The 24,959-nt window shown below is 59.3% G+C and carries 23 protein-coding genes; 15 read left to right on the top strand and 8 right to left on the bottom strand.

The genetic code is table 11. From position 1 onward, the window contains the following. Positions 1-5 precede the first annotated feature (5 nt). From ppk1 to QVZ43_RS05240, 3 genes are all read right to left on the bottom strand, one after another. Complete coding sequence (gene ppk1 / locus QVZ43_RS05230; RefSeq protein WP_420890890.1) at positions 6-2,177, bottom strand: polyphosphate kinase 1; 2,172 nt, start codon at positions 2,175-2,177, stop codon at positions 6-8. A gap of 30 nt (positions 2,178-2,207) precedes the next feature. Then, on the bottom strand, positions 2,208-3,224 hold the full coding sequence (gene hemB / locus QVZ43_RS05235; protein WP_302909129.1) for a porphobilinogen synthase: 1,017 nt from the start codon (positions 3,222-3,224) through the stop codon (positions 2,208-2,210). A gap of 198 nt (positions 3,225-3,422) precedes the next feature. Further along, entirely contained in the window at positions 3,423-3,644 is a 222-nt protein-coding gene (locus QVZ43_RS05240; RefSeq protein ID WP_223794760.1) for a hypothetical protein, read from the bottom strand. 272 nt (positions 3,645-3,916) lie between these two features. Here QVZ43_RS05240 and QVZ43_RS05245 point away from each other — a divergent pair, with 272 nt between their 5' ends. From QVZ43_RS05245 to panP, 4 genes are all read left to right on the top strand, one after another. Then, positions 3,917-4,549, top strand: coding sequence for a TetR/AcrR family transcriptional regulator (locus QVZ43_RS05245; protein ID WP_223794761.1), 633 nt, complete (start codon positions 3,917-3,919; stop codon positions 4,547-4,549). Positions 4,550-4,559: 10 nt separating this feature from the next. Next, the gene (locus tag QVZ43_RS05250; RefSeq protein WP_420890891.1) at positions 4,560-6,260 is read left to right on the top strand and encodes an isovaleryl-CoA dehydrogenase; all 1,701 of its coding nucleotides are present in this window, start codon (positions 4,560-4,562) and stop codon (positions 6,258-6,260) included. A 28-nt stretch (positions 6,261-6,288) separates the two neighbouring features. Continuing rightward, positions 6,289-6,627 (top strand): DUF503 domain-containing protein, encoded by a 339-nt coding sequence (locus QVZ43_RS05255; protein ID WP_223794762.1) that lies wholly within the window; start codon positions 6,289-6,291, stop codon positions 6,625-6,627. A gap of 190 nt (positions 6,628-6,817) precedes the next feature. Further along, positions 6,818-8,494, top strand: a complete 1,677-nt coding sequence (gene panP / locus QVZ43_RS05260; protein WP_302909130.1) for a pyridoxal-dependent aspartate 1-decarboxylase PanP — start codon at positions 6,818-6,820, stop codon at positions 8,492-8,494. Positions 8,495-8,530: 36 nt separating this feature from the next. Here the strand turns inward: panP and QVZ43_RS05265 are convergent, their stop codons facing one another. Then, positions 8,531-8,797 carry a hypothetical protein gene (locus QVZ43_RS05265; RefSeq protein WP_223794764.1) on the bottom strand — a complete coding sequence of 89 codons (267 nt, stop codon included), beginning with the start codon at positions 8,795-8,797 and terminating at the stop codon, positions 8,531-8,533. Between the two features lie 96 nt (positions 8,798-8,893). Continuing rightward, entirely contained in the window at positions 8,894-10,459 is a 1,566-nt protein-coding gene (locus QVZ43_RS05270; protein WP_302909131.1) for an inorganic phosphate transporter, read from the bottom strand. Between the two features lie 198 nt (positions 10,460-10,657). Between QVZ43_RS05270 and QVZ43_RS05275 the strand changes: the two genes are divergently transcribed. From QVZ43_RS05275 to QVZ43_RS05285, 3 genes are all read left to right on the top strand, one after another. Next, positions 10,658-11,761 (top strand): GGDEF domain-containing protein, encoded by a 1,104-nt coding sequence (locus QVZ43_RS05275; protein WP_302909132.1) that lies wholly within the window; start codon positions 10,658-10,660, stop codon positions 11,759-11,761. A 69-nt stretch (positions 11,762-11,830) separates the two neighbouring features. Next, on the top strand, positions 11,831-12,280 hold the full coding sequence (locus QVZ43_RS05280; RefSeq protein WP_302909133.1) for a flavodoxin: 450 nt from the start codon (positions 11,831-11,833) through the stop codon (positions 12,278-12,280). A 95-nt stretch (positions 12,281-12,375) separates the two neighbouring features. Then, the gene (locus QVZ43_RS05285; protein ID WP_302909134.1) at positions 12,376-14,925 is read left to right on the top strand and encodes an EAL domain-containing protein; all 2,550 of its coding nucleotides are present in this window, start codon (positions 12,376-12,378) and stop codon (positions 14,923-14,925) included. A gap of 3 nt (positions 14,926-14,928) precedes the next feature. On the opposite strand, the gene tesB is transcribed toward QVZ43_RS05285, so the two are convergent. From tesB to QVZ43_RS05300, 3 genes are all read right to left on the bottom strand, one after another. Further along, the gene (gene tesB, locus QVZ43_RS05290; protein WP_302909135.1) at positions 14,929-15,789 is read right to left on the bottom strand and encodes an acyl-CoA thioesterase II; all 861 of its coding nucleotides are present in this window, start codon (positions 15,787-15,789) and stop codon (positions 14,929-14,931) included. 134 nt (positions 15,790-15,923) lie between these two features. Beyond that, positions 15,924-17,078 (bottom strand): NAD(P)/FAD-dependent oxidoreductase, encoded by a 1,155-nt coding sequence (locus tag QVZ43_RS05295; protein ID WP_302909136.1) that lies wholly within the window; start codon positions 17,076-17,078, stop codon positions 15,924-15,926. Positions 17,079-17,096: 18 nt separating this feature from the next. After that, positions 17,097-17,264, bottom strand: a complete 168-nt coding sequence (locus tag QVZ43_RS05300; RefSeq protein ID WP_008173532.1) for a rubredoxin — start codon at positions 17,262-17,264, stop codon at positions 17,097-17,099. A gap of 282 nt (positions 17,265-17,546) precedes the next feature. On the opposite strand from QVZ43_RS05300, the gene QVZ43_RS05305 reads away from it, so the two are divergent. The 8 genes from QVZ43_RS05305 to QVZ43_RS05340 all read left to right on the top strand — a co-directional run bounded on the left by QVZ43_RS05305 (position 17,547) and on the right by QVZ43_RS05340 (position 24,957). Next, positions 17,547-18,104: a hypoxanthine-guanine phosphoribosyltransferase gene (locus QVZ43_RS05305; protein WP_223794771.1), complete on the top strand. Its 558-nt coding sequence runs from the start codon at positions 17,547-17,549 to the stop codon at positions 18,102-18,104. Continuing rightward, a complete protein-coding gene (locus QVZ43_RS05310) occupies positions 18,085-18,666 on the top strand; it encodes a chorismate--pyruvate lyase family protein (RefSeq protein WP_302909137.1) in 582 nt (193 codons plus the stop codon). Before QVZ43_RS05305 ends, QVZ43_RS05310 begins: the two co-directional genes overlap by 20 nt. 84 nt (positions 18,667-18,750) lie before the next feature. Then, positions 18,751-19,638 (top strand): 4-hydroxybenzoate octaprenyltransferase, encoded by an 888-nt coding sequence (gene ubiA, locus QVZ43_RS05315; RefSeq protein ID WP_302909138.1) that lies wholly within the window; start codon positions 18,751-18,753, stop codon positions 19,636-19,638. A gap of 74 nt (positions 19,639-19,712) precedes the next feature. Further along, entirely contained in the window at positions 19,713-20,405 is a 693-nt protein-coding gene (phoB, locus tag QVZ43_RS05320; protein WP_302909139.1) for a phosphate regulon transcriptional regulator PhoB, read from the top strand. Positions 20,406-20,456: 51 nt separating this feature from the next. Then, positions 20,457-21,863 carry a phosphate regulon sensor histidine kinase PhoR gene (gene phoR / locus QVZ43_RS05325; protein ID WP_302909140.1) on the top strand — a complete coding sequence of 469 codons (1,407 nt, stop codon included), beginning with the start codon at positions 20,457-20,459 and terminating at the stop codon, positions 21,861-21,863. Between the two features lie 146 nt (positions 21,864-22,009). After that, the gene (locus tag QVZ43_RS05330) at positions 22,010-23,221 is read left to right on the top strand and encodes a lytic murein transglycosylase (protein WP_420890903.1); all 1,212 of its coding nucleotides are present in this window, start codon (positions 22,010-22,012) and stop codon (positions 23,219-23,221) included. 6 nt (positions 23,222-23,227) lie between these two features. Further along, positions 23,228-24,259 carry a metal-dependent hydrolase gene (locus QVZ43_RS05335; RefSeq protein ID WP_302909141.1) on the top strand — a complete coding sequence of 344 codons (1,032 nt, stop codon included), beginning with the start codon at positions 23,228-23,230 and terminating at the stop codon, positions 24,257-24,259. Then, on the top strand, positions 24,256-24,957 hold the full coding sequence (locus tag QVZ43_RS05340; protein ID WP_302909142.1) for a pseudouridine synthase: 702 nt from the start codon (positions 24,256-24,258) through the stop codon (positions 24,955-24,957). The genes QVZ43_RS05335 and QVZ43_RS05340 overlap by 4 nt, the downstream gene beginning before the upstream one ends. Positions 24,958-24,959 lie beyond the last annotated feature (2 nt).

The raw sequence follows: 24,959 nt of genomic DNA on the forward strand, positions 1-24,959 counted from the left end.
CCGTATCACGGTTTGCCCGCCAGGCGCTCCAGCAGCACCAGCTGGGAGGCGAACCGATCCTCCCCTTCGGCTGGCTGGTTCTGGACATACTGACCATCCGGTTGCAGCTCCCAGGACTGGCAGTTATCCGCCAGGTAGGTATCCAGATCTTCCCGCAGCCTTGCGACCAGATCCGGATCCTCTATCGGGAATGCCACCTCAACCCGGCTGAGAAGGTTTCGTTCCATGCCATCCGCACTGGAGCAATACACCTGCGGGCGACCGCTGTTGCCAAAGTAATACACCCGGGTGTGCTCCAGGAACCGGCCAATGATGGAGCGTACCCGGATGTTCTCCGACAAGCCGGGCACGCCGGGCCGCAAACAGCAGATACCGCGAATGATCAGGTCAATTTGGACACCAGCCTGGGAGGCCCGGTACAGGGCTTTGATGAGCTGGGGTTCGGTCAGGGAGTTGAACTTGAAAACCAGACGACCTTTTTCGCCGAGGGCGGCCTCGCGCTCGATCAGTTCCAGCAAACGCGAATGCAAGGTGAATGGCGCGTGGAAAAGCTTTTTGATTTTCAGCGCCTTACCCATACCGGTGAGCTGCTGGAACAGCTTGTTCACGTCATCACCGATGGATTCATCGCAGGTCATGTAGCTGTAATCGGTATACAACCGCGCGTTACCAGCGTGATAGTTGCCGGTTCCGAGATGCACATACCGACGCAAACGGCCCTCTTCCCTTCGTACCACGAGAATCATCTTCGAGTGGGTTTTGTAACCCACTACCCCATAGACCACGATGACGCCGGCTTCCTGCAACCTTGAGGCAAGCTCCAGGTTCTCCGCTTCACTGAAGCGGGCCCGCAACTCGATCACCGCAGTGACTTCCTTGCCCCGCTGGGCAGCATCGGCCAGGGCGGCGACGATTTCCGAATCGACGCCGGTCCGATACAAGGTCTGCCGGATCGCCAGCACGTGCGGGTCTTTGGCCGCCTGGCGGAGAAGATCCACCACCGGGCTGAAGTTCTCGAACGGGTGCAGCAACAGAATAGGGCGCTTGCTGATGCTGTCGAACATCGAATCCTTGCTGCGGATCTGTTTCGGAATACTCGGGGAGAATGCGGAATAGTTCAGATCCGGGCGGTCCACCAGGCCACTCACCGCCATCAGGCGGGTCAGGTTCACCGGTCCATGCACCCGGTACAGATCCCGCTCGGTCAAGCCGAACTCGGTGAGCAGGAACTGGGTCAGTTCCTCCGGACAGTTATCCGCAACTTCCAGCCGGACACCATCGCCAAAACGACGACTGAGCAACTCGCCGCGCAGGGCGGAGGCGAGGTCTTCGAGATCATCCTCCAGCTCCAGGTCGGCATTCCGGGTCAGGCGGAACTGATAACAGCCCTTGACCTCCATGCCCGGGAACAGCTCATCGGCATGGGCGTGAATCATCGACGACAGGAACACCAGGTTCTCACCGCCAGTGCATACTTCATCTGGCAAACGCACCAGCCGCGGCAGGGAACGGGGTGCCGGTACAATGGCCAGGCCGGTTTCCCGGCCAAAGGCGTCCTTGCCGTCCAGCTCGACAATAAAGTTCAGGCTCTTGTTCACCAGCCGTGGAAACGGGTGAGAGGGGTCCAGCCCAATGGGGCTGACCACCGGCAGGATTTCATCTTCAAAGTAATTGCGCACCCATTCGGCCTGGGCAGGCGTCCATTCGCGCCGGCGGACGAAATGGATGTCTTCTTTCTCCATTTCAGGGATCAGTACATTGTTCAGGATCTCGTACTGCTCCTGAATGTACTCGTGGGCCACGCGGCTGATCTCTGCCAGCGCCTGTTCCGGCATCAGGCCATCCATCCCGACGGTTTCCCGGCCATACTTCATCTGCTGACGCAGCCCGGCAACACGGATCTCAAAAAACTCGTCCATATTGCTGCTGAAGATGCAGCAAAAAATCAGCCGGTTGATCAGCGGATGCGTGGTATCCAGCGCCTGCTTGAGTACCCGGTAATTGAATTGCAGCAGGCTGATTTCCCGGTTGAAATAGTTTTCGCTGGCGTCCAGATCAATGACGTTGAGTTCAGAGTCCTCGGACTCCGCCCCGGCGACCAACCCCGTGCCGGCTTCCGCGCCCGGGTCTTGCGTGATTTCCGTTGCCATAGTTACATCCTTTTTCACTGCGCCCATGCTTTGGCCTGAGCCAGGCACTCCAGAATCTTAACGGCGCTGATCGCGCATCAGGCGAGCAGCCCGAACCGCAAAGTAGGTCAGAATGGCGTCCGCACCTGCCCGCCGCATGGCCATCAGGCTCTCCATCATCACGGCATCGCCGTCCAGCCAACCATTTTGTGCCGCAGCCATGTGCATGGCGTATTCGCCGCTGACCTGATAGACAAACGTCGGCGCCTGCAGCTCCGTTTTAACCCGGTGCACAATATCCAGATACGGCATGCCGGGCTTGATCATCACCATATCCGCCCCTTCAGACAGATCCATGGCCACCTCGTGAATGGCTTCGTCCGAGTTCGCCGGGTCCATCTGGTAGGAAAACTTGTTGCCCTTGCCGATGTTGCCGGCAGATCCCACCGCATCGCGGAATGGACCGTAGTAACTCGAGGCATACTTGGCAGAATAGGCGAGTATGCGGGTATTCACGTGGCCCGCAGACTCCAGTGCTTCGCGAATGGCCGCCACCCGACCATCCATCATGTCCGAGGGCGCAACCACGTCGGCACCGGCATCCGCATGGGACACCGCCTGTTTGACCAGTGCTTCAACGGTCACATCATTGAGTACATACCCGTCATGATCGATGATGCCGTCCTGACCGTGGGTGGTAAACGGATCCAGCGCGACATCGGTGATCACTCCCAACTCGGGCTGCGCCTGTTTCAGGGCTCGCACCGCTCGCTGGGCCAGCCCATCCGGGTTCCAGGCTTCGGAACCCGACAGGTCTTTCTGTTCGGCGGACACTACGGGGAACAGGGCCACGGCTGGAATTCCCAGCGCCACCAGCTCGCCGGCCAGCTCCACCAGCAGGTCGATGCTCAGGCGCTCAACCCCGGGCATGGAGGGCACCGCCTCTCGCTGTTGCTCCCCTTCCAGAACAAACACCGGATAGATCAGGTGGTCTGGAGTCAGTTGATGTTCCCGCACCAGACGACGGGAAAAATCGCTGGCCCGATTACGGCGAAGTCGGGTTGCCGGGAAAACACGGGGCGTCAAACGGGGCACAGATAACCTCCTGGGATGATAACGGGTGAGTAAATCTGCCACCATCATACACCGCCACAGCCCGTTGTTGCAGGCTGACCGGAGACTCTGGGGGATGGGTATGACGAGCGTATTACCGGATGGAATCGGTAAAGAAATGTGCGGCGAACACAATCATAAACCGGCCGGACAGTTCTGCCCGGCCTGAAAAGACAAGGCTTACAGTGAGCGATTATTGAATCCGACACCGACCTTGCGAGGCGTATCAGAACGAAGCGTGGTATCCACTTCCTGAATCCGACCACCGCCACTGAGGAACGCCTCGATATCTGCCTCTAATTGGGCGCGGACCCTGGCCCGACTGGCGAGGGAATGGCCGCCGTCATTGTCACCGCTCCAGCTCCCGGATTGCTCCAGGTTGCTTTCGTCGAATTCGCTCATGAACCTCTCTCCATCAACGAAAACAGTCGTTGGAGTGCCGCCCGCTCCAGAGAGGGCTACACTCAGTCTCGGCGACGCGCCCTTTGGCATCACCTTGGCGACTTTATAATCCGGTTTTTTGGGCCGCGCCATCCACCGTTAATTAATTTTTTGTTAGGTTTTAACAGCAATTACAACCTGTTGATTTTTTTAGGCATCAAATCCGGAGATAATAGGCAGTCGGACGTTGACACAAAGAATGAATATTGATTCACTATTTCCAAGGGAGCCCCATGGCCTACCGGGAAACTGAGAAGATGCGCCAGCGCAAGGCGATGGCGCGACAAAAAATTGTTGACTGCACCTACGCCTGCGTCTCAGACGGTGGATTCCGAAGTGCACGAATCACTCGGATCGCGGCTCTGGCAGACGTTGCAACGGGAACCATTTACCGGCACTTCGAGTCCAGAGAAGACCTGTTCGCCGAAGTCTTTCGCCTCGCGACTCAACGTGAAGTGGACAAGGTAGCGGAAGCACTGGCAACTGAAGGCGATGTAACTGCGCGTCTTGAACATGCCCTTCGCCAGTTTGCCGAGCGGGCCATTCGTGGCCCGGTCATGGCCTGGTCGCTGATCGCAGAACCCGTAGACCCGAAAGTGGAAGAGGAACGACTGAAGTACCGAAGGGCGTACGCAGCCTTGTTCGAAGGAGCGATCCGGGAAGGCATTCAGAACCAGTGCATTCCCGACCAGGACGCCAGCCAGAGCAGTACCTGCCTGGTGGGCGCCATCGCGGAAAGCCTGGTCGGACCATTATCCCCGGCGCAAGCAGACGGTAACGTCTCCATTGCAGCGGAAGACAAAGACAGGCTGGTTAACTCCATCATTCGCTTTTGCATGCAGGGGTTAACGGGCGCACGGAACTAAAACGAGGCACATGATGGACGCTCAGCGGTCTGACTATGACACCTTCACCACCGGTACGGACCGCTGTCTGGCGACGACCCACGAGGTCATCAACCAGCCACCGGTGCTGCAAGACTACAACCTGTTCGAGCAAGACACCGCACTGCGCGAGGCCGCCTCTCGCGAAGGGGCCGACTGGGCCCGGGAGGAGCTGAACCGATACGGAGCGATGACCGGGACCGCTGAGATGATCCATCGGGGTTTCGAGGCCAACCGATTCAAACCGGTTTTCCACAGCCATGACCGCTTTGGCCATCGCATCGATGCCGTCGAGTTTCACCCGTCCTACCACGACCTGATGCGCACAGGCCTGGAACACGGGCTTCACAGCAGCCCTTGGACCCGGAGCGGAAACGGCGCGCACGTTGCCCGAGCGGCCAAGTACTACATGCATTCGCAGGTCGAGGCGGCTCACTGCTGCCCGATTACCATGACCTTCGCGGCCATCCCCACCATCCGCCACCAGGCTTCGCTGGCCCAGATATGGGAAACCAGGATCCTGGCAAATCGGTACGATCCTGCCAACAAACCGGACAGCCAGAAAGATGCCGTGACCATCGGCATGGCGATGACCGAAAAACAGGGCGGCAGTGATGTGCGCGCCAACACCACCAAAGCTTTTGCCATCGGTAAGGAAGGCCCGGGCGAAGCCTATGAACTGGTCGGTCACAAGTGGTTCATGTCAGCACCTATGTGCGACGCTTTCCTGGTGTTGGCGCAATCCCGGGGTGGATTGTCCTGCTTCCTGATGCCGCGCTGGCGTCCGGATGGCAGCAAGAATCCCTGCCAACTGCAGCGTTTGAAAGACAAAATGGGCAACGTCGCCAACGCTTCTGGTGAAGCCGAGCTGCGTGGGGCTCTGGCATGGATGGTTGGTGAAGAAGGCCGTGGCGTCCCCACCATCATCGAGATGGTCGCCCTGACTCGCTTCGATTGTATGATCGGCAGTGCCGCCGGCATGCGGCAAGCGATCGCCCAGGCCAGCCACCACGCCCGTCATCGCAGTGCCTTTGGCCACAAACTGGCGGACCAGCCACTGATGCAGAACGTACTCGCAGATCTGGCCATAGAAAGCGAAGCTGCGCTGGCCTTCACCATGCGTATGGCCCGTGCGCTGGATCACCAGGACCAGGAACACGAACGACTGCTGACACGACTCGCGACCCCGGTTGGCAAGTACTGGATCTGCAAGCGCTCGCCCAATCTCGCCTATGAAGCCATGGAATGCATCGGCGGCAATGGCGTGATGGAGGACTCCATCATGCCCCGGCTGTTCCGGGAATCACCGGTTAATGCCATCTGGGAAGGCAGTGGCAACATCCAGTGCCTCGACACCCTGCGAGCCATGCACAAGGCGCCGGAAACCCTCGACGCCTTCCTGAGTGAGGTATCACTGGCCCGGGGCGCGGACGCCCGATTCGACCGCTTCCTCGATCATCTGCAAAAGGATACCGGCGATCTGAGCGACGCCGAATACCGGGCCCGCAATCTGGTGGACCGCATGGCGCTGGCCCTTCAGGCGGCACTGCTGCTTCAGCACTCCGATCAGGCAGTGGCCGACGCCTTCTGTGCCACCCGCCTCACCCCACACGGTGGGCTGAACTTTGGCAACCTACCGGCTGGCACCGACGCCAAAGCCATTCTCAAACGGGCGACACCTGTAGTAGATTGAAACTTTGACGCGGTAAGTGTGAAGCACTATGTCTGAAGCCCTGAGAAAACTCCTGAACCAGCCAACGGCCAAGCCGGTCATCACGCCCCACGTGGGCGTTCTTACCCTGCATTTCCAGCTCTATGGCTGCGAGGATCTCAAAGCCAAGCGCAAGGTCTTCACTGCACTCCGGGCGGTATGGGGCAAGGAGCCGGATCTGGCGGTGTCCGAAACGGCGGACCAGGATTCCCTGGACTGTGCCACTTGGACCATCGCGGCCCTAGGCACCTCCTCCCAACTGATCACCCAGCGCCTGGACCAGGTCGAAAAGGCCATCGCCGACCGGGTGGATGCGGCCATACTCGACATCCACCGGGAGATTCTCTGAACCCCGTCCAGCCCCGGTCCGACCTGTAGCGAAGCCGGTGATCAAAACGTATACTGAGAAGCTTCAGGAACGCCGCTGTGCCTGCACTTTTTCGGGCCTAAGAGAACTCTGCGCCGGGAATCGAGCCCGGCATCTCCCGCGGGCATCGGACATCCGCCCGGCGAAGCAACACTGACCACGCGTGCCACCTATGACCGGAAAGAAAAAATCCGCCCAGGCTTCCGTGGAGGCCATGTACCGTGTGTTCACGGTGCCCGAGGCACCCGACTCTACACTCAGCCGGATTGACCAGAATATCTCCCAGAACCTTGCAGGCTTTTTGCAGGAGCACATTGTCGCGATTGAACGGGATCTGGCTGAGGTTGAGAAGGACTTTGCCGATCCCATAATCCCCGAGAAGCCGGTGTTCGTGTCGGAGCAGGCCCAGTTCCTGCTCGACAAACTGGTGGCAAACTCGGTTCATACGGCGTCCCCGGCGTTCATCGGCCACATGACATCCGCACTGCCCTATTTCATGCTGCCGCTGTCAAAGATCATGATCGCCCTGAACCAGAATCTGGTGAAAACCGAAACCTCCAAGGCGTTTACGCCCATGGAGCGCCAGGTGCTCGGGATGATTCATCAGCTGGTGTACGAACAGGACGGCTCGTTCTACCAGAAGTGGATGCACAACCCCCAGTACGCTCTGGGCGCCATGTGCTCCGGCGGCACTATCGCCAACCTGACCGCCCTGTGGGTGGCCCGAAACCGCGCCTTCCCCGCCGAGGGCAGCTTCCGGGGCCTGCATCAGGAAGGGCTGTTCCGGGCCCTCAAGTATTACGGCTACGAAGGCGCGGCCATTGTGGTATCCCGCCGTGGACACTACTCACTGAGGAAGGCCGCGGATGTGCTGGGACTGGGCCGCGAATCCCTGATCGCGGTGGATACCGATGATGAGAACCGCATCGAGATCGATGCGCTCCGGGACAAGTGTCTGGAGCTGCAGCGCCAGAAGATCAAGGTAATGGCCATTTGCGGCATTGCCGGGACCACCGAGACCGGCAACGTGGACCCCCTGGAGGCCATGGCGGACGTGGCCCGGGAATTCGGAGCCCACTTCCACGTGGACGCGGCCTGGGGTGGCCCCACACTGTTCTCCCGCCGTTACAAGGCGCTGCTTCGGGGCATCGAAAAAGCCGATTCCGTGACCTTCGATGCCCACAAGCAACTCTACGTGCCCATGGGCGTGGGCCTGGTGGTGTTCCGGGATCCGAGCCTGGCCAGCGCGGTGGAACATCACGCCCAGTACATCATCCGGAAAGGTTCGCGGGATCTTGGCAGCAATACCCTGGAAGGTTCGCGGCCGGGCATGTCGATGCTGATCCATTCCGGCCTGAAGATCCTGGGCCGGGAGGGCTATGAGATCCTGATTGACCAGGGTATCGACAAGGCCAAGACCTTTGCCGGGCTGATCGAGGCGGATGCCGACTTTGAGCTGGTTACCCGCCCCGAGCTGAACATTATGACCTATCGGTATTGCCCGGAGAACGTCCAGCAGGCGCTGGCGGTCGCCGATCCGCTGCAGGCTGAAAAGCTCAATGCCTCCCTGAACCGGATCACCAAGTTTCTCCAGAAAACCCAGCGGGAACGGGGCAAGGCGTTTGTCTCACGAACCCGGCTGGAACCGGCCCGTTACTATCACTTCCCCTGCATTGTCTTCCGGGTGGTGCTGGCGAACCCGCTGACCACAAGGGAAATCCTGGGCGAGATACTCGAGGAGCAGAAAGGACTGGCTGAAGAGCCAGGCATTCAGGAAGAGATGGGCTTGTTGCAGAAAACGGCCCGGGAAGTACTCAAGAAACACCAGCCGGACGCCCGGCTGGCGTGACCCCACGCGGGGATTAGCGCAGGGTGCCGGTCGCGCTTAGTAAAGCGCCTCTTCGTCTTCCAGAACCTCGTGAATGATATCGAGGAACATCCGGTCAGCTTCGCTCCACTGTTCCGGAATACGAATGTTGGTGTTGGCGCTGATTTCCTGCGCAATCAATTCGTTGGCGTTGGGTTCCGAGCGATACTTGCGGGCGATTTCCATGGACTTCACGGCGATCGTCGGCTCACTCAACACTTTCTTGATGAACACCCGAAGTTCATCAATCATCCGGGCCTGACGGCTTTCAACAGATGTACTCATTACTTCACTCCACGAATACGGTCTTAGCCGGGGGCAATTCCGCCCCCGTTTTTCAGCAAGTATGACCCAAACCGGCGGGCCTCCACCAGCCCCGACTTAGATCAACATGCCCCGCAGGGTGAAGAACAGAAGAGCCGCCATGAGGGCAGACGCCGGCACGGTAATGATCCAGGCGGCAGCGATTTTCATCAGGTGGGAACGCTTGACCAGCTCTTCCCGGTAAATCTTCTTCAGGCGACGACGCTCGGACTTGGCCAGTGGCACCTGCTTCTTCTGTTTGCGGGCCTGCTTCAGCAAGTCCTCCATTTCCTCAACGGACGCGTCCCGGAAGTTATCGAGGAACGGCTTCAGGCGCCTCTGTTCTTCCTCGTCGTGCTGCTCCATGATCTTGTGCAGCTTGGAAGCATAATTGGACTTCAGGTATTCGCGCAGGAAGCCCACACCGAACACGCCACCGATGGCAATGTGGGTGGAACTGACCGGCAGACCCAGCTGGGAGGCCAGAATGACGGTCAGCGCGGCAGACAGGGCGACACAGAAGGCCCGGGTCTTGTCCAACTCGGTAATTTCGCTACCCACGGTTTTGATCAACCGGGGACCAAACAGCGTGAGGCCGACAGCGATACCCAGAGCACCCACCATCATAACCCACAGAGGAATCGACGCCTTGGTCACCACACCACCGGACGACAGTGCGTCATTGATGGCCGCCAGGGGGCCGATGGCGTTGGCCACGTCGTTGGCACCGTGGGCAAAACTCAGCAGGGCCGCGGCAAAGATCAGCGGCCAGGTGAACAGGGTATTCACACCGGCGGAACTGTTTTCCATGGTGGCGGCCTTGCGGTTCACCAGCTTACGAACCAGGAAGTAGACAATACCTGCCGCCACGAGGCCAATCAGGGCTGCTTCATAAAAGTCCACCTTCACCACTTTCTTGACGCCTTTCACCATCAGGTAGGTGCCAAACGCCCAGGCCATGATCCCAACCAGCAAGGGAACAAACGTTCTTGCCGCCGGTACCACGTCCTTCCGGTACAGAACGGTCTTCTTGATCAGGAACAAGAACAGCGCTGCCAGAGCACCGCCCAGAACCGGGGAAATCACCCAGCTGGCGGCAATCTTGCCCATCACACCCCAGTCGGCGATCGCCCAGCCACCCGCGGCAATACCAGCACCCAGCACACCGCCAACAATGGAGTGGGTGGTGGAGACCGGCGCGCCCATCCAGGTAGCCAGATTGAGCCACAGGGCGCCCGCCAGCAACGCGGCGGTCATTACCCAGACAAAGGCCTGTCCCTGTCCAAGGGTAGACGGATCGATGATGCCACCTTTGATGGTCGACACCACATCACCACCGGCGATCAAGGCCCCGGAGGCTTCGAAAATAGCCGCAATGATCACCGCCGCGCCCAGCGACAGTGCGCCAGAGCCCACCGCTGGGCCAACGTTGTTGGCCACATCGTTGGCGCCGATGTTGATGGCCATATAGCCGCCGATAACGGCCGCAGCCATCAACAACATGCTATTGGGCAGATCTTTGCTGATGGCGCCTACCACCAGCCAGATACCCAGTAGGAACAGAAGACTGATACCCACACGGTAACGTTCGGTGGTGGGACTGGTCAGCAGTGTATCGACGAATCCTGCGGAGGAACGGGCCATGGCGAAAAATCTCTTGTTGATCGGGTGAACAAATCAATAAACACAACGCGCCGCGAACTATAGGACCTTTGACATAAAAATGAAACGGCGGTCGTGGTATCCCTTACAACCAAACATGTCACATTCATGGATATAAATTCTGGACAATTTGACCCATAATCGGGCCAAATTGCGTCAAAATAAGAAGCTGGAACGTCCATGTCGGAATTGCTCCCGATCGACCACAGATACGCCGGAGAACATGAGGAAGCCCAGGTCTCCCGTGTGCTGACGTGGCTGTCCGTCATGGCAACGGCGTTCCTGATTGTAATCGGGGCAAAATCCTGGGCCAGTGACCACATGGTTCATGCATGGGTACTCTGGTCTTTCGCCATCGCCCTCAGCATCAACATGGCCTATTTTGCCCGAACCGGAAATCTGGCCTTTCAGAAGTTTAGCCTGCTGCTCATTGTCAGCATCCTGTTCGCCTACCTGGTTGCTACCGGCGGCGAAAGCAATACCGGCCCACTTTGGCTGTACGCGTTTCCGCCGCTGCTGTTTTATGTCACCTCCCTTCGGGTTGGCACCGTGGTACTGGTGTTATGCACGGTGATCGCGTTCATCGTCTTTTCCTTTCCGGAACTGCCTTTTGTCACCGCCGAGTACCACACCGATTTCAAGATCCGGTTCTTCTCCACCCTGATTTTCGAGTCCATGTTTTGTTACATCCTAGAGGCCAGCCGCCTCAAGGCCCGCAACGAATTGGTAAAACAGGCCGACAGTCTGGAAAAGGCCGCCCGTACCGACGAACTGACACGCTTGCCCAACCGGCGAGATATGCAAAGCCGACTGCAGATGGAGTTCTCCCGCTACCAGCGTGCAGGCCACCACTTCTCCATTGCCCTGCTCGACCTGGACCTGTTCAAGAACATCAACGACAGTGCCGGCCACGACGCTGGCGACGACGTACTGAAACAGTTCGCCACCCTCGCCCAGTCTATCGTTCGCCAGACCGATGTGATCGCCCGCTGGGGCGGCGAAGAATTCCTGATTCTCCTGCCGGACACCTCCCTCCTCCAGGCCCTGTCACTGGCGGAGCGTTTGCGATCGGAGGTAGCCAGTTACCCCTTCGAGTTCCGGGGCAAGGAACTGCCCGTGACCATCAGTGCCGGCGTCTGCACCATTGCCAAGGCGGGCACACTGGAAGAACTGCTCCGACAAGCCGACGCCAACCTCTATAACGCCAAAGAATCCGGTCGTAACCGCATCGCGCCCCGGGTCCGTACCCGCGACGAGCCAGTGGCAGAACCAGCCGATGCTTGAGACCACCCTGCCCCGCCAGTAAGATCGGCCACCAGACCTTTTCGACATAGCCAGACGACAGGACACACAATGACGACAGCCATTCGAATTCTGGTGGGCAGCGTCTATGGCGGCGCACTACTCACCGCCCGGGAAATCAAGAAAGACCTCGAGAGCCAGGGCCATCAGGTAACGGTGCTGGAAAATCCGGCACTGTGCGATATCACCAGCAATGACGATGCATTACTGGTCTGCACCTCGACCACCGGCCAGGGAGAAGTGCCGGCGAACCTGCTGCCTTTTTATGTCGAACTAAGGGATCAGCTGCCACAACAGCCGGGACGCCCGTTCGGCGTGATTGTGCTGGGCGACAGTTCCTATGGAGACACCTTTTGCGGGGCCGGCGACCTGATGGAAGAAGCACTGTATGAAACCGCCGCGCGTAAAGTGGGCGACACGCTGAAAATCGATGCTCTGGAAACCATGGAGCCGGAAGCCGAGGCACTCCCCTGGGCCAGAACCTGGGCCGAACAAATCTGATACAAGCGCCCCAAATTCGAGCATTGTTTGATTTACAGCTATTGAGTGGCCCGTTCAGACAGGTGATAATTTAACCAACTAAACCATGGAAATGGGTGACCGATATTTTCTGGCCGCGAATTCTGACAGCCTTGCTGTTGCTCTCGGTGCTGGCCCTTCCCTGCCAAGCTGCTGGCAATTCAATAGACCGGGCACGCATGCTCCTGGTACCGGCAGACGCTCAGTTGCTGCTGGAGGATGTGCTGTCATCCGAAGACTGGCAGCACCTCAAGGGTGGAAGCCCCAACTTCGGCTATATCGACGAAACGGTATGGCTGAGGTTTCCTGTGCCCGATGAGTCGTCACTGAACCTTCTCGAAATCAGCTACGCGCACCTGGACCAGATTCGGTTTTTCCTGCTGGCAGACGGCAAGGTGGTTGACCGGATCACCGCCGGGGACCGCTTCCCCTTTGACCAGCGCCCAATCCTGCACCGCCACTTCCTGTTTCCTTTCGAGCGCACCGAGCGGGCCGACTACGAGATTCTGCTTCAGATCCGCACCAGCGGGGCCATCCAAGTACCCCTGAGGTTCTGGAACGACAAGGCCTTCTTCGAAGAAGCGTTCATTGAAGATCAGGTGCATGCCATCTACTACGGCATCCTGACCACCGTCATCTTTTTCAACCTGTTTGTCTTTGTCGCACTCCGGGAGCGGGTCCACCTGCTGTATTCGCTCTCCACCATGGGCTATCTGCTGCTGATCGGAACCCTCAACGGCATTGCCTTCCAGGCCCTGTGGCCCGACAGCCCGATGATCCAGAATCAGGCCATGCTGCTCAGCATTCCGGCGGCCCTGCTGTTTACCCTCTGGTTTGCCCGCGCCTACCTGAATATTGGCGCTACCAGTCGGGCATTGGAGAAAACCGTTGATGCCGCCATTGGCATCAATGCCGCTGCCGCAGTGGCTACGTTCATGCTGGACTACAGCATCGCGATTCAGCTGGTGGTTGGTCTGTCCATACCCAGCAGCCTGCTGCTGACCATAGTCGGGCCCCAACAGTGGCTGCGAGGAAACCGGCAGGGGGTCTATTACACGCTGGCCTGGGGCCTGCTGACGCTGGGCAGCGCGATCACCGCTGCCAACAAGCTGGGCTTTCTGCCCAACAACTTCCTCACACTCTATGCCATGCAGATTGGCTCGGCCCTGCAGGCCATCCTGCTGGCCATGGCAATGGCCATCAAGCTGCTGCAGGAACGTCAGGACAAAATCGAGGCGCGTGATGCTGAGCTCCGGGCTATGGCAGCCCGCCGTGATGCGGAACTCAGGTTGATGGAGCATGCCCTGCACAACCCGCTCACCGGCCTGCCCAACCGGGCCTGTTTCGAGATGGCCCTGAACGACCTGATGCTGCGAAAACCGGGACACCGGCACGGGGTGACGGTGATTCACCTGAATAACCTGGATGCCATCACCAAGACCCTGGGCCACAACAACAGCGAAGAACTGCTGACCCTGGTGTCCCGTCATTTCAACAGGACCATCAGCACCATTCCCGGGGTCATCGCCGTTGAGCAGGCCGAAAATCAGTCGCACTTCCTGGCGTCGCTCGACCCGAAGACCTTTGCTTTCCTGGTGGATGCGGATGTGGCTGAAGGCGCGCCGGATGACGTGGTCCGGGTACTTGAAGAGCTGCGAACACCCGTTGACTACCTTGGCATGCAGGTACCGCTGGATGCCCGCATGGGCGTGGCCATCTTCCCGAATCATGGGCGAGACGCCAGCACCCTGATTCGCCGTGCGGCCATCGCGGAAGGCTCCGACCGGGCCCTGGAGCGAGGCATGGCCTACTACAAACCCACTCGCGACTCCTTCAGCGCTGACCGCCTGACCATGGTGTCGGAACTTCGCCACGCCTTACGGGAGCAACAGCTTGAACTGCACCTCCAGCCCAAGCTGTCCCTGAGCACGAACGAGGTGGTGGGGCTTGAAGCGCTGATTCGCTGGCCGGACAGGCAACCCACTATCCGACCCGATGAAATCATCATTCTCGCCGAGCAAACCGGGCTGATCAAACCGCTCACCCGCTGGGCCCTGGAAGAGTCACTTGCCATGTGCAAAAAGCTCAGTGAACAGGGCTGGCCGCTGGGAATCTCGGTGAACATCTCGCCTAACAATTTACTGGAACCCGATTTCCCGCAGTTCGTCCAGCAACTGATGGACGAGCAGGCGCATCAGCCGGGCCAGATCACCCTCGAGATCACCGAGACTTCGATGATGCGGGATCCCACCAACTCCCTGGCCGCCCTCCGCCAGCTGGAGGCATTTGGCAACCCGTTGTCGATCGACGATTTCGGCTCGGGTTATTCGTCACTGTCGTACATCAAGCAGCTGCCGGCCAGTGAAATCAAGATTGATCGCTCACTGATTTCGGACCTAATCAACGAATCGGAAGACCGTGTGATCGTGCAGACCACCATTAATATGTGTCACGACCTGGGTTATCAGGTGGTTGCCGAGGGGGTCGAGGACGATGAGACGGCCAGCCTGCTCAAAGACATGGGCTGCGACATCATCCAGGGTTACCTGGTGGCACCGCCACTGTCTTTTGAAAACACGCTTAACTGGCTGGATCACTACTCCGGCCAGCAGCGGAAACTGGGCTGATTGTCAGCCGCTACGCTGACGGATCAACGCCTCCTGCACCGTGGAGGCTACCAGCACTCCCTCCTGGTTGAAGAAATTCCCCCGATTGAACCCACGACCGGCCGAAGCGCTTGGGCTGTCCTTGTCGTACAGCAACCATTCGTCCATGCGAAAATCCCGGTGGAACCAGATGGCGTGATCGAGGCTGGCCACCTGCATGTTCCGGCTCATAAAGGTTTTGCCATGGGGCCTGAGAGACGTGCCCAGCAACTGGAAATCCGATGCGTAGGTCAGCAGGCAACGGTGCAATACCGGATCGTCTGGCAGAGGTCCCTGGGCGCGAAACCAGCTCTGCTTGTAGGGGGGGCGTTTTTCAGGATTAAACGGGTCCACCGGATTGACCGGACGAATTTCAATCGGGCGATCCCGGGTGGCGGTCTCCCGCATGTGCTCCGGCAGCTTCGGCGCTAACAGTCGCCCCATCTCCTGCTCGGACTTGAGGGTTTCCGGCGCCGGTGTTTCCGGCATGTCCAGCTGGTGCTCCAGGCCCTGTTCATCCACCTGGAACGACATCGAACCGGTCAGGATTTCCTTGCCGCCCTGCCGGGCAATGACCCGACGAACCGTGAAACTGCCCCCGTCCCGGACCCGCTGTACTTCGTAATCAATAGGCATGCTGTGGTTGCCGGGACGCAAGAAATAGGCATGCAGCGAATGGCACAGACGGTCTTCGACAGTGCGACTGGCGGCCATCAGGGCCTGACCCAGCACCTGTCCGCCGAACACATTCGGAAACCCCAGGTCTTCGCTGTCGCCCTGGAAATGATCATCGCCAATGGGCGACAGGTCCAGCAGCTCCAACAGTTTCTTCGTCACCTCTAGCATCTTCGCTCTCGCTTAATTCGTTAGCACACGAATTACTTTTCTACCCCATGAACGGAGAATTCGCAATCTCCGTCATGAAACACAAAGCCGGCGCAAAGGCCGGCTTTGTATTGCAACACTACGAAAAACAACAATCAGGAATGGATGGGGGGCATTTCCTTTGACAGCGCCTGCTTCTCAACCGCATAACTGCCGGTGACGGCAAAGCCAAGCAAATCCCCCTCCGGGCTCCGGAACAGTGCCTTGACGTTACTGCCATCCTGTTCGATTTCCCAGTCGCCGGCGGCATCATGGGGCGGCGGCGCCACGGCAGTGGGACAGCAGGGTGTTTTCACCATGACCGGCATCACTCCATAACGCACCTCTGTGCGCTCACCGGTCAGGGTCCTGGCCAGTGCCCGTGCACAGGCCATCAATGGCAGCACGTACAGCAGGACGTGGCCATCCACCTCGGCACAATCGCCCAGGGCGTATACATCAGGCGCCGATGTTTCAAGCGCACGGTTCACCTGGATACCACGACCCACCTCAATACCTGCCGCTTTGGCCAGCTCGGTACGAGGGCGTAATCCCACGGCCGACACCACCAGGTCCGCCTCCAGGGTATCGCCGTTGGCCAGGGTCAGGCGCACGCCCTCACCCTCACGGTCGACCCGGGTCACTTCGGTGCCGAGATGGAATCTCACCCCGAGGGTTTCCAATTCGCCCTGCACGGCACCGGCCGCAACTTCCGGCAGCAGGCCGGGCATCACCACCTCGGACGGTGCTATCACATCGACCTCGTAGCCACCGTTGCGCAGGTCATTGGCAAACTCACAACCAATCAGGCCGGCCCCCATCACCGCCACGCGCTTGCCACCATGAAGGGCGTCGCGGAAGGTCCGGTAATCGATCAGGTCATTGATGGAAAACACGTGTTCAAGACCATCACCAGCCAGGGACAGACGAATCACATCCGCCCCCCACGCCAGCACCAGGCGTGAGTAGTTCAGGCGATCATCCCCCAGCAACAGTACCTTGGCATCGGTATCAATACCGGTCACGGTGGTAAAGGTCCGCACCTGGACGTTCAGTTGCTCCGACATCGCCTCGTTGGAGGCCTGGGCCAGGCCATCGGCGTCCTTGTCCTTGGTGAACCCGGTGGACAACATGGGCTTGGAATAGCTGACACCGTCGTCCGCCGTAACCATGACAATGGGCGTGTCCTTGTCTACCTTGCGCAGTTCCCGGGCCAGCGAATAACCGGAAAGCCCGGTACCCACAATGACGATAGGGGCCTGATCAGTCATAACGTTACTCCGTGGCGGTTAGCCAATTTCAATCATTTCGAAATCTTCTTTACCGACACCGCAGTCGGGGCAAACCCAGTCTTCCGGCACATCTTCCCACTTGGTGCCGGGTTCGATACCGTCCTCCGGCCAGCCCTCGGCCTCGTCGTAAATCAACCCACACACCACACACTGCCACTTTTTCATCGGTTCTCTCCTATGTACTTCGCGCGCCATCATAATTGTCGAACAATATTGCACGCAAGAGCTTGATTCTCAATTTCGGGCCCGTGACGCAGAACCAGCCCGTGTAGAACGTCGAAGCCATGATACCCATCCGCCAGACATTGACCAATGCCAACACAGACCGCGGCTTGCAAGAACTTCTGCCAATAGCCATAAATACAGACACGGTTCCCGGGCAAAGGCCCTCCCTTCGCCGGAATCACTCCGGTATAATCGACCGTTTTCTGACTGGATCCGACCGCTATGACCGATACCGTCGCCGAAATGAACCAGGTAATGGCCGAAGCTGACTGTCTGGTGAATGAACAGCAAGTGCAGGTAGCCATTCAATCCATGGCCGATGAGATTACCGGCCGCCTGAAAGACAGCGACCCTCTTCTGTTCTGCGTGATGAATGGCGGACTGATTCTGACCGGGCAACTGCTGCCGCTGCTGAAGTTCCCGGTTCAGGCCGAGTACCTTCACGCGACGCGGTACCGGCAGGAAACCACCGGCGGCATCCTGGAATGGAAGCTTCGCCCGGAAGCGGACATGCGGGACCGCACCATTCTGATCGTGGACGACATCCTTGATGAGGGCACAACCCTGTGCGCCATTGCCGATTACTGCCTCGCCCACGGAGCGAAGGAAGTCCTGACTGCGGTACTGGTCGACAAACAACACGACCGCAAGGCAAAGCCCAACCTGAAGGCCGATTTCACTGGTCTGGAAGTCGAGGATCGCTTCCTGTTTGGCTTTGGTATGGATTACAAAGGCTATTGGCGCAACGCGCCGGGAATTTATGCCGTCAAAGGACTTTGACCCACCCCAGAAGCTGCCCACCGCCGACCGTGCTCAATGGGATCTGAGCATTCCTGCGACCGACTGGTACGACTCCCTCGCTGCCGCCGGCCTGCGTAATCCGGACGTCCACGGCCCGGCCCGTCACTGGCTGCAAGTCGAGGGCTCGTTCACGCGGGCTCTGCAAAGCCGATGCACCAATTCTTTCCACGTGGAAGTCCAGCACGAAGGCTTTGCGGTACCCACCCTCGAAGAAGCCAGACATCTGAACATCCCGATTCGGCAACGGGCATGGATCCGCGAGGTGCGTTTGTGTGGCGATGGGACACCCTGGGTACTGGCCCGCACCGTCATCCCTCTCAGTTGCCTGGAGGGTCGGGGGCGACGACTCCGACACCTGGGCAACCGCCCGCTTGGCGCCTACCTGTTCAGCAGTCCCGACTGGCAGCGGGGCCCACTGGAAACCGGCCTGTGCCAACGGACCGTGCAGGGCCAGCCGGAAATCGCCCGGCGCTCGGTGTTCCACCACGACGATCGGAAGCTGCTCGTGGGTGAGTACCTGCTCCCCGTTCTGTATCGCTGACCCCACCTTTCATCAGCGACCCGCCACTGTATAATCAGGCAGCAACTGTCGACTCATCCGCATTACCCAACGGATCAATAACCTATGCATCAGAACGTCATGCCCGAACACGTACAGCAGCGGCTAGGAGAGTACGCCAAACTTCTGCGTATCGATCGCCCCATCGGCACCCTGCTGCTGCTCTGGCCGACGTACTGGGCACTCTGGCTGGCGGCCGATGGCATGCCGGATGTGGGCAACCTGATCGTGTTCACCCTGGGCGTGATTTTCATGCGCGCGGCGGGCTGTGCCATTAATGATTACGCGGACCGGGACTGGGACCGGCACGTCGAGCGCACCAAGGATCGACCGCTGACCGCTGGACGGATCCGATCCTGGGAGGCCGTTGCTCTGTTCGTCGGACTGTGCCTCGTTTCCTTCCTGATGGTGGTGCTGTTCACCAACACCCTGACCCTCTACCTGTCCTTCGGGGGTGCGCTGCTGGCCTTCATCTATCCCTTTATGAAGCGCTACACCCACCTGCCCCAGCTGTTTCTGGGTGCGGCCTTTTCCTGGGCCATTCCCATGGCATGGGCGGCGCAGGCCAATGAAGTCAGCCAACTCACCTGGCTGCTGTTTACAGCCAACGTTTTATGGACCGTCGCCTACGACACCTTCTACGCCATGGTCGACCGGGACGACGACCTGAAAGTCGGCATCAAATCCACCGCCATCCTGTTTGGCGAGGCAGACCGCCCCATTATCGCCACCCTGCAGGCCATGGTGGTCATCATCCTGCTGATGATCGGAATCCGGGGCGAACTGGGTTTCTTCTATTACCTCGGCGTGACTGGCATGGCTGCCTTGTTCATCTACCAGCAACTCATCACCCGCGATCGTTCCAGGGCAGCGTGCTTCAAGGCGTTCCTGAACAACAACTGGGCCGGACTGGCGGTCTTTGTCGGGCTGGCGATTGATCGGTTGCTGAACTAAACCTGTCATATACTTGTCACACTTGGGCGCTGTAATGGTCTGGCAACATTCAAGGACTGACACAGGTTGAGTTTATGTCTGGTAAAACCGTGCTGATCGTCGATGACGAGGCGCCGATTCGGGAAATGATCGCCGTGGCCCTGGAAATGGCCGATTACGATTATCTGGAGGCCGCCGACGCAAGGGAAGCCCACGCTCTGGTCATCGACAAACACCCGGATTTGATTCTCCTCGACTGGATGCTGCCCGGAACCAGTGGTGTGGAACTGGTTCGTCGGCTGAAAAAGGACGAAACCACCACCGACATCCCCATTGTCATGCTCACCGCCAAGGTAGAGGAAGACAACAAGATCCAGGGGCTGGAAGTGGGAGCAGATGACTACATCATTAAACCCTTCAGCCCAAGGGAGCTGGTCGCACGATTGAAAGCCGTGCTGCGACGGACCACCCCACCGGGCGTGGATTCCCCCATCGAAATCGAGGGGCTGACCCTGGATCCGATCGGGCACCGGGTATCGACCAAGGAAGGCCCGCTCAGCGTCGGGCCAACGGAATACCGATTACTGCAGTTTTTTATGACCCACCCGGAAAGGGTTTATACCCGGTCCCAGCTGCTGGACCAGGTGTGGGGCGGAAACGTGTACGTTGAGGAACGCACCGTCGATGTTCACATCCGCCGGCTACGCAAGGCGCTGGGTGACAACTACGATCACCTCATACAAACTGTTCGGGGAACCGGCTACCGGTTTTCCACACAGTCAGCCTGAGCCGGATGCCTTCGGGGCAGTCGTTCGCACATAGATACAAGGCAGTGTTTGATGCAGAACAGCTGGTCACACCATTTACGGCAGCTACTGGGCGCCCTTACCGGCTGTCTGATTCTGGGTTTTATGCTCGGCTACCCCCTTCAACTACTGTGTCTGGGCCTGCTCGGCTACCTGGGCTGGACCATGGTGCAGTCCCGTAAGATGTACGACTGGCTGCTCAATCCCGACGCGTCCAAGACGCCACCCCACAGCGTCGGCCTCTGGGGCGACCTGTTCGATAACCTTCACAAGCTGCACCTGAAGAACCGAAAAACCGAAGAGAAACTGCTCACCCAGATCAACCGTGTGCGGGAATCCACCAACGCCATGCGCGACGGCGTTGTCATGACCGACAGCCAGGGCACGATTGAGTGGTGGAATGGGGCGGCCCAGCAACTACTGGGATTCAGACCCGAAACCGATCTGGGCCAATACATCCAGAACCTGATTCGGTCCCCCGACTTCAAGCGCTACTTCGATTCCCGAAACTACGAAGAGCCGCTGGAGCTGAACTCCCCCGCCCGACCTCATATCCGACTTAACTTTCAGATCAGCCTGTTCGGCGATAACGACCGCATGATCGTCGCCAAGGACGTTACCCGCCTGCACCAACTGGAGCAGATGCGCCGGGACTTTGTGAGCAACGTATCCCACGAAATGCGCACCCCCCTGACCGTGATCAGCGGATACCTGGAGACGCTCGAGGACAACGCCGATGATCTTCCCCCCAAGTGGCGTCGCGCGGTAAACACCATGTCGATCCAAGCCTCACGCATGGAGGCCCTGATCACCGACCTGATCCTGTTGTCCAGGATTGAAATCGGCGAACAGGCCTACGACGACCACCTGAATGACATAAGGCCGATCCTGGAAAAAATTGTTCATGACGCTCGCGCACTGAGCGGCAGCCAGGAGCACGATATCTCCCTGGAGGTAAAGGACCACCGGAAGCTGCGCGGAGACGAGGGTCAGCTACGAAGTGCCTTCTCCAACCTGGTGTTCAACGCCGTCAAGTACACCCCCGCCAAGGGCAAGATCACGATCACCTGGAGTGCCGATTCAGAAGGCGGACACCTGTCCGTTAAAGACAACGGCATCGGTATCGACCCGATTCACATCCCCCGGCTGACAGAGCGCTTCTACCGAGCCGACCCCAGCCGACATCTCGACACCGGGGGCACCGGATTGGGCCTGGCCATCGTTAAACACGTGCTGCTGAACCACGACGGAAAACTGGACATCCGCAGCCGCATCGGCGAAGGCAGTGAATTTATCTGCCATTTCCCCGCCGACCGCCTGGTGGGCAGAGCGCCTGAAACAGTGAACATCGCCGACCTCGCAACCGGAGAAACGAGCAAGGCGCCTCGCACGCCCGAGGCATCTGGCAAGCGCCCGGACAGGGCGGAACCCCGAGGTTAAACAATTGTCACCTCGATAAGTCCCAAACGGTATTTTCGACGTGGAAAAACGCGCTACCATGGGCTCCAGAGCTTCCACAACCGCTATCCTGACAGAGGTTTCGCGTGCCTAACCCCTTTACATGGATTCTTCCGTACCAGCGATTCATCCGCAGCCTGCCCTTAGCCACGGCGCTGGTATCGCTGCCCCTGTCGGCACAAGCCGCCGATAGCCCGCAGCCACCGCTCGCCAATAGCTTCGACACCTGCAAGGCCCAACTCCAGCAGGAGGCTATCCAGTCCGGCGTCAGCCGGGAGACAGCCAGCCAGGTCATGGCCCAGGTGGAATACCTGGACCGGGTCATCGAACTGGATCGTCGCCAGCCGGAGTTCACCACTACCTTCGCCGATTACCTGAACCGGCGCGTGAACGACGACAGGGTCAGCAAGGGCCGCGCCCTGCTGCTCGAGCACAGCGAGCTACTGGAGCGCGTTACCCGGGAGACCGGGGTTCCAGCACCCTATCTGGTAGCCTTCTGGGGCCTGGAAACCAACTTCGGCAGCTATTTCGGCAAGATGTCAGTGCCCAGCTCACTGACCACCCTGGCCTGCGATCCCAGGCGAAGCACCTTCTTCACCCGACAACTGGTCGCCGCGCTGCGCATCATCGATGAAGGCGCCATTCCCGTTGAGCAAATGGAAGGCTCCTGGGCCGGAGCCATGGGGCATGTCCAATTCATGCCAACGGTGTTCCTGGAGCACGCGGTGGATGCCGATGGCGATGGCCGCCGTGATCTCTGGAACAGTATCCCGGATGCCATGATGTCGGCCGGTAAGTTTCTCCAGTCCATGGGCTGGGACCCGGACTATCGCTGGGGCCGGGAAGTCATCCTGCCGGACAAATTTGACTACTCGCTGGCCGACGGGCGCCGTCTGCCGCTCTCCGAATGGCGTGGCAAGGGCATCACCGATGCCTTCGGCAAACCACTGGCCAATGCCCCGATCAAAGCAGCCCTCGTTGTTCCATCCGGTCACGAAGGCCCCGCCTTCCTGGCGTACAAGAATTTCCGGGTCATCATGGGCTGGAACCGATCGGAGTTCTACGCCATCTCGGTGGGCCACCTGGCTGATCGGGTTGCCGGTGCCGGCAAGTTGCAGAATCCGCCACCCGAGGATCTTCCTGCGCTGTCCCGGGATTCCATCATGGCGATGCAGGAATCGCTCAACGCCCGCGGCTTCGACAGCGGCAAACCGGATGGCATCATGGGTCCGGGAACCCGGTCTGCCATTCGTCGCTTCCAAGCCTCCAATGGCATGGTGGCTGACGGTTATCCGGGCGATACGGTGCTGCAAGAACTGGGTGTGAGCACAGAGCGGTAACCGTCTATGGATTCAGTAACGCAGATTGCCCTGGGCGCATCCATCGCTGGCGCGGTAGCCGGCCCGCGGCTTGGCCGCTCGGCCCTGGCCATCGGCGCGGCTCTGGGCACCTTGCCGGACATGGATGTGCTGATTGATTACGGCTCGGCCGTGGCGAACTTCACCCAACACCGGGGTTTCAGCCACTCGCTGTTTGTCCTGGCACCACTGGCAATTATCCTAGCCTGGGCCTTGTGGCGCTGGAAGCCACAGCTAAGTCTGGGGCGCTGGCTGACACTGACGGGGCTGGTCCTGCTTACCCATCCCCTGCTGGACTCCTTCACCACCTATGGCACCCAGATTTTCTGGCCCTTTGGACCACCGGTGGCCATCAGCAGTATTTTTATCATTGATCCGGCCTACACCCTGCCCCTTCTGGCCGGCTGCCTGTTTTTCCTGATACGGCCACCAGCGCGCACGGCCGTCACCATGGGGCTGCTTCTATCCACGCTCTATCTGGGCTGGACAGTAGCAGCCAAGCAGATCGTTACCGAACGGGTCACGCCTGCTCTGGCTGACGCGGGCCTTGAGCAGCCAAGCCTGCTCGTGCAACCCATGCCGTTCAACACCATCCTCTGGCGGGCAACCGCCATCACGGACACCGAACAGGTAGAGATCGTCACAGGATTCCTGGATGGTGACCGACCGCTTAACCTGGAATACTTTGCCCGCGACCCCGCACTGGCCGAGAGTGTGGCTGAACTGCCTGAAACCCGAAGACTGGAATGGTTCACGAATGGATTCCTTTCCTATCAGCGCCGGGATCAGCAGGTGACTGCCACGGACATCCGCCTCGGTCTGCCCGGTGCCCATCCCTTTACGTTTATCCTGGCCGAAGGCAGGGGTGAGCAGCTGGCCCCGGTCATCAGCACCCGCACACCCCGGCCCTCGGTCAAGCCGGAAATGCTCAGCCTGCTCTGGTCGCGCCTGACGGGAGAGGCCCCCACCTTGTGCCTGGCCAGCCTGTCCATTCCCGCTCCCGAGCAAACCTGCTCATGACCATGACCCGGCTGGACCAGTTCATTGCCCTCAGTACACCGTTATCCCGGAAGGAGGCCCGGCGCGCCATCCATGCCAGCCGGGTGCAGGTGGACGGAGAGGTTTGCAAGGCAACCAACACCAAGGTTTCGGAGACTGCCAGCGTCACCCTCGATGGCCAGCCCTGCACCATTCCGGGGGCGCAATACCTGATGTTGTATAAGCCCGCAGGGGTTGTGAGCGCGACCCGTGACAGCGAACACCCCACGGCGCTGGACCTGCTTCCGCCGGAATTGCTCCGGGATCTGCACATTGCCGGTCGACTGGATATCGACACCACGGGCTTATTGCTCCTGACCACGGACGGGCAGTGGTCACACCGGATCACCTCGCCCCGGGTGGAATGCCAGAAAACCTACCGAGTCACCCTGAGCGAGCCGATTGAACAGCCGGCGATCAGCGCCCTTGAAAGCGGCGTGGAATTACGGAATGAACCGAAGCCGATCCGGCCAGCCGGAGTAACCGTCCTGGAACCGAAGGTGATCGAGCTGACGATTTCGGAAGGACGGTACCACCAGGTCAAACGGATGCTGGCAGCGGTGGGTAACCATGTGGAAGCCCTGCACCGGATCCGGATTGGCGAAATTGCCCTGGACCCGGCGCTGGGTCCGGGCGAATTCCGCCCGCTGACCCAGGCTGAAATAGACAGCGTCGGTTGAGC

Source organism: Marinobacter suaedae, from assembly GCF_030519635.1.
Lineage (GTDB): Bacteria > Pseudomonadota > Gammaproteobacteria > Pseudomonadales > Oleiphilaceae > Marinobacter > Marinobacter suaedae.

What these genes read in the sequence shown, in the direction of transcription:
- ppk1 (WP_420890890.1), bottom strand. Translation starts at nt 2,177, where the DNA reads ATGGGCGCAGTGAAAAAGGATGTAACTATGGCAACGGAAATCACGCAA.
- QVZ43_RS05240 (WP_223794760.1), bottom strand. Translation starts at nt 3,644, where the DNA reads ATGAGCGAATTCGACGAAAGCAACCTGGAGCAATCCGGGAGCTGGAGC.
- QVZ43_RS05245 (WP_223794761.1), top strand. Translation starts at nt 3,917, where the DNA reads ATGGCCTACCGGGAAACTGAGAAGATGCGCCAGCGCAAGGCGATGGCG.
- QVZ43_RS05250 (WP_420890891.1), top strand. Translation starts at nt 4,560, where the DNA reads ATGATGGACGCTCAGCGGTCTGACTATGACACCTTCACCACCGGTACG.
- QVZ43_RS05255 (WP_223794762.1), top strand. Translation starts at nt 6,289, where the DNA reads ATGTCTGAAGCCCTGAGAAAACTCCTGAACCAGCCAACGGCCAAGCCG.
- panP (WP_302909130.1), top strand. Translation starts at nt 6,818, where the DNA reads ATGACCGGAAAGAAAAAATCCGCCCAGGCTTCCGTGGAGGCCATGTAC.
- QVZ43_RS05265 (WP_223794764.1), bottom strand. Translation starts at nt 8,797, where the DNA reads ATGAGTACATCTGTTGAAAGCCGTCAGGCCCGGATGATTGATGAACTT.
- QVZ43_RS05270 (WP_302909131.1), bottom strand. Translation starts at nt 10,459, where the DNA reads ATGGCCCGTTCCTCCGCAGGATTCGTCGATACACTGCTGACCAGTCCC.
- QVZ43_RS05275 (WP_302909132.1), top strand. Translation starts at nt 10,658, where the DNA reads ATGTCGGAATTGCTCCCGATCGACCACAGATACGCCGGAGAACATGAG.
- QVZ43_RS05280 (WP_302909133.1), top strand. Translation starts at nt 11,831, where the DNA reads ATGACGACAGCCATTCGAATTCTGGTGGGCAGCGTCTATGGCGGCGCA.
- tesB (WP_302909135.1), bottom strand. Translation starts at nt 15,789, where the DNA reads ATGCTAGAGGTGACGAAGAAACTGTTGGAGCTGCTGGACCTGTCGCCC.
- QVZ43_RS05295 (WP_302909136.1), bottom strand. Translation starts at nt 17,078, where the DNA reads ATGACTGATCAGGCCCCTATCGTCATTGTGGGTACCGGGCTTTCCGGT.
- QVZ43_RS05300 (WP_008173532.1), bottom strand. Translation starts at nt 17,264, where the DNA reads ATGAAAAAGTGGCAGTGTGTGGTGTGTGGGTTGATTTACGACGAGGCC.
- QVZ43_RS05305 (WP_223794771.1), top strand. Translation starts at nt 17,547, where the DNA reads ATGACCGATACCGTCGCCGAAATGAACCAGGTAATGGCCGAAGCTGAC.
- QVZ43_RS05310 (WP_302909137.1), top strand. Translation starts at nt 18,085, where the DNA reads ATGCCGTCAAAGGACTTTGACCCACCCCAGAAGCTGCCCACCGCCGAC.
- ubiA (WP_302909138.1), top strand. Translation starts at nt 18,751, where the DNA reads ATGCATCAGAACGTCATGCCCGAACACGTACAGCAGCGGCTAGGAGAG.
- phoB (WP_302909139.1), top strand. Translation starts at nt 19,713, where the DNA reads ATGTCTGGTAAAACCGTGCTGATCGTCGATGACGAGGCGCCGATTCGG.
- phoR (WP_302909140.1), top strand. Translation starts at nt 20,457, where the DNA reads ATGCAGAACAGCTGGTCACACCATTTACGGCAGCTACTGGGCGCCCTT.
- QVZ43_RS05335 (WP_302909141.1), top strand. Translation starts at nt 23,228, where the DNA reads ATGGATTCAGTAACGCAGATTGCCCTGGGCGCATCCATCGCTGGCGCG.
- QVZ43_RS05340 (WP_302909142.1), top strand. Translation starts at nt 24,256, where the DNA reads ATGACCATGACCCGGCTGGACCAGTTCATTGCCCTCAGTACACCGTTA.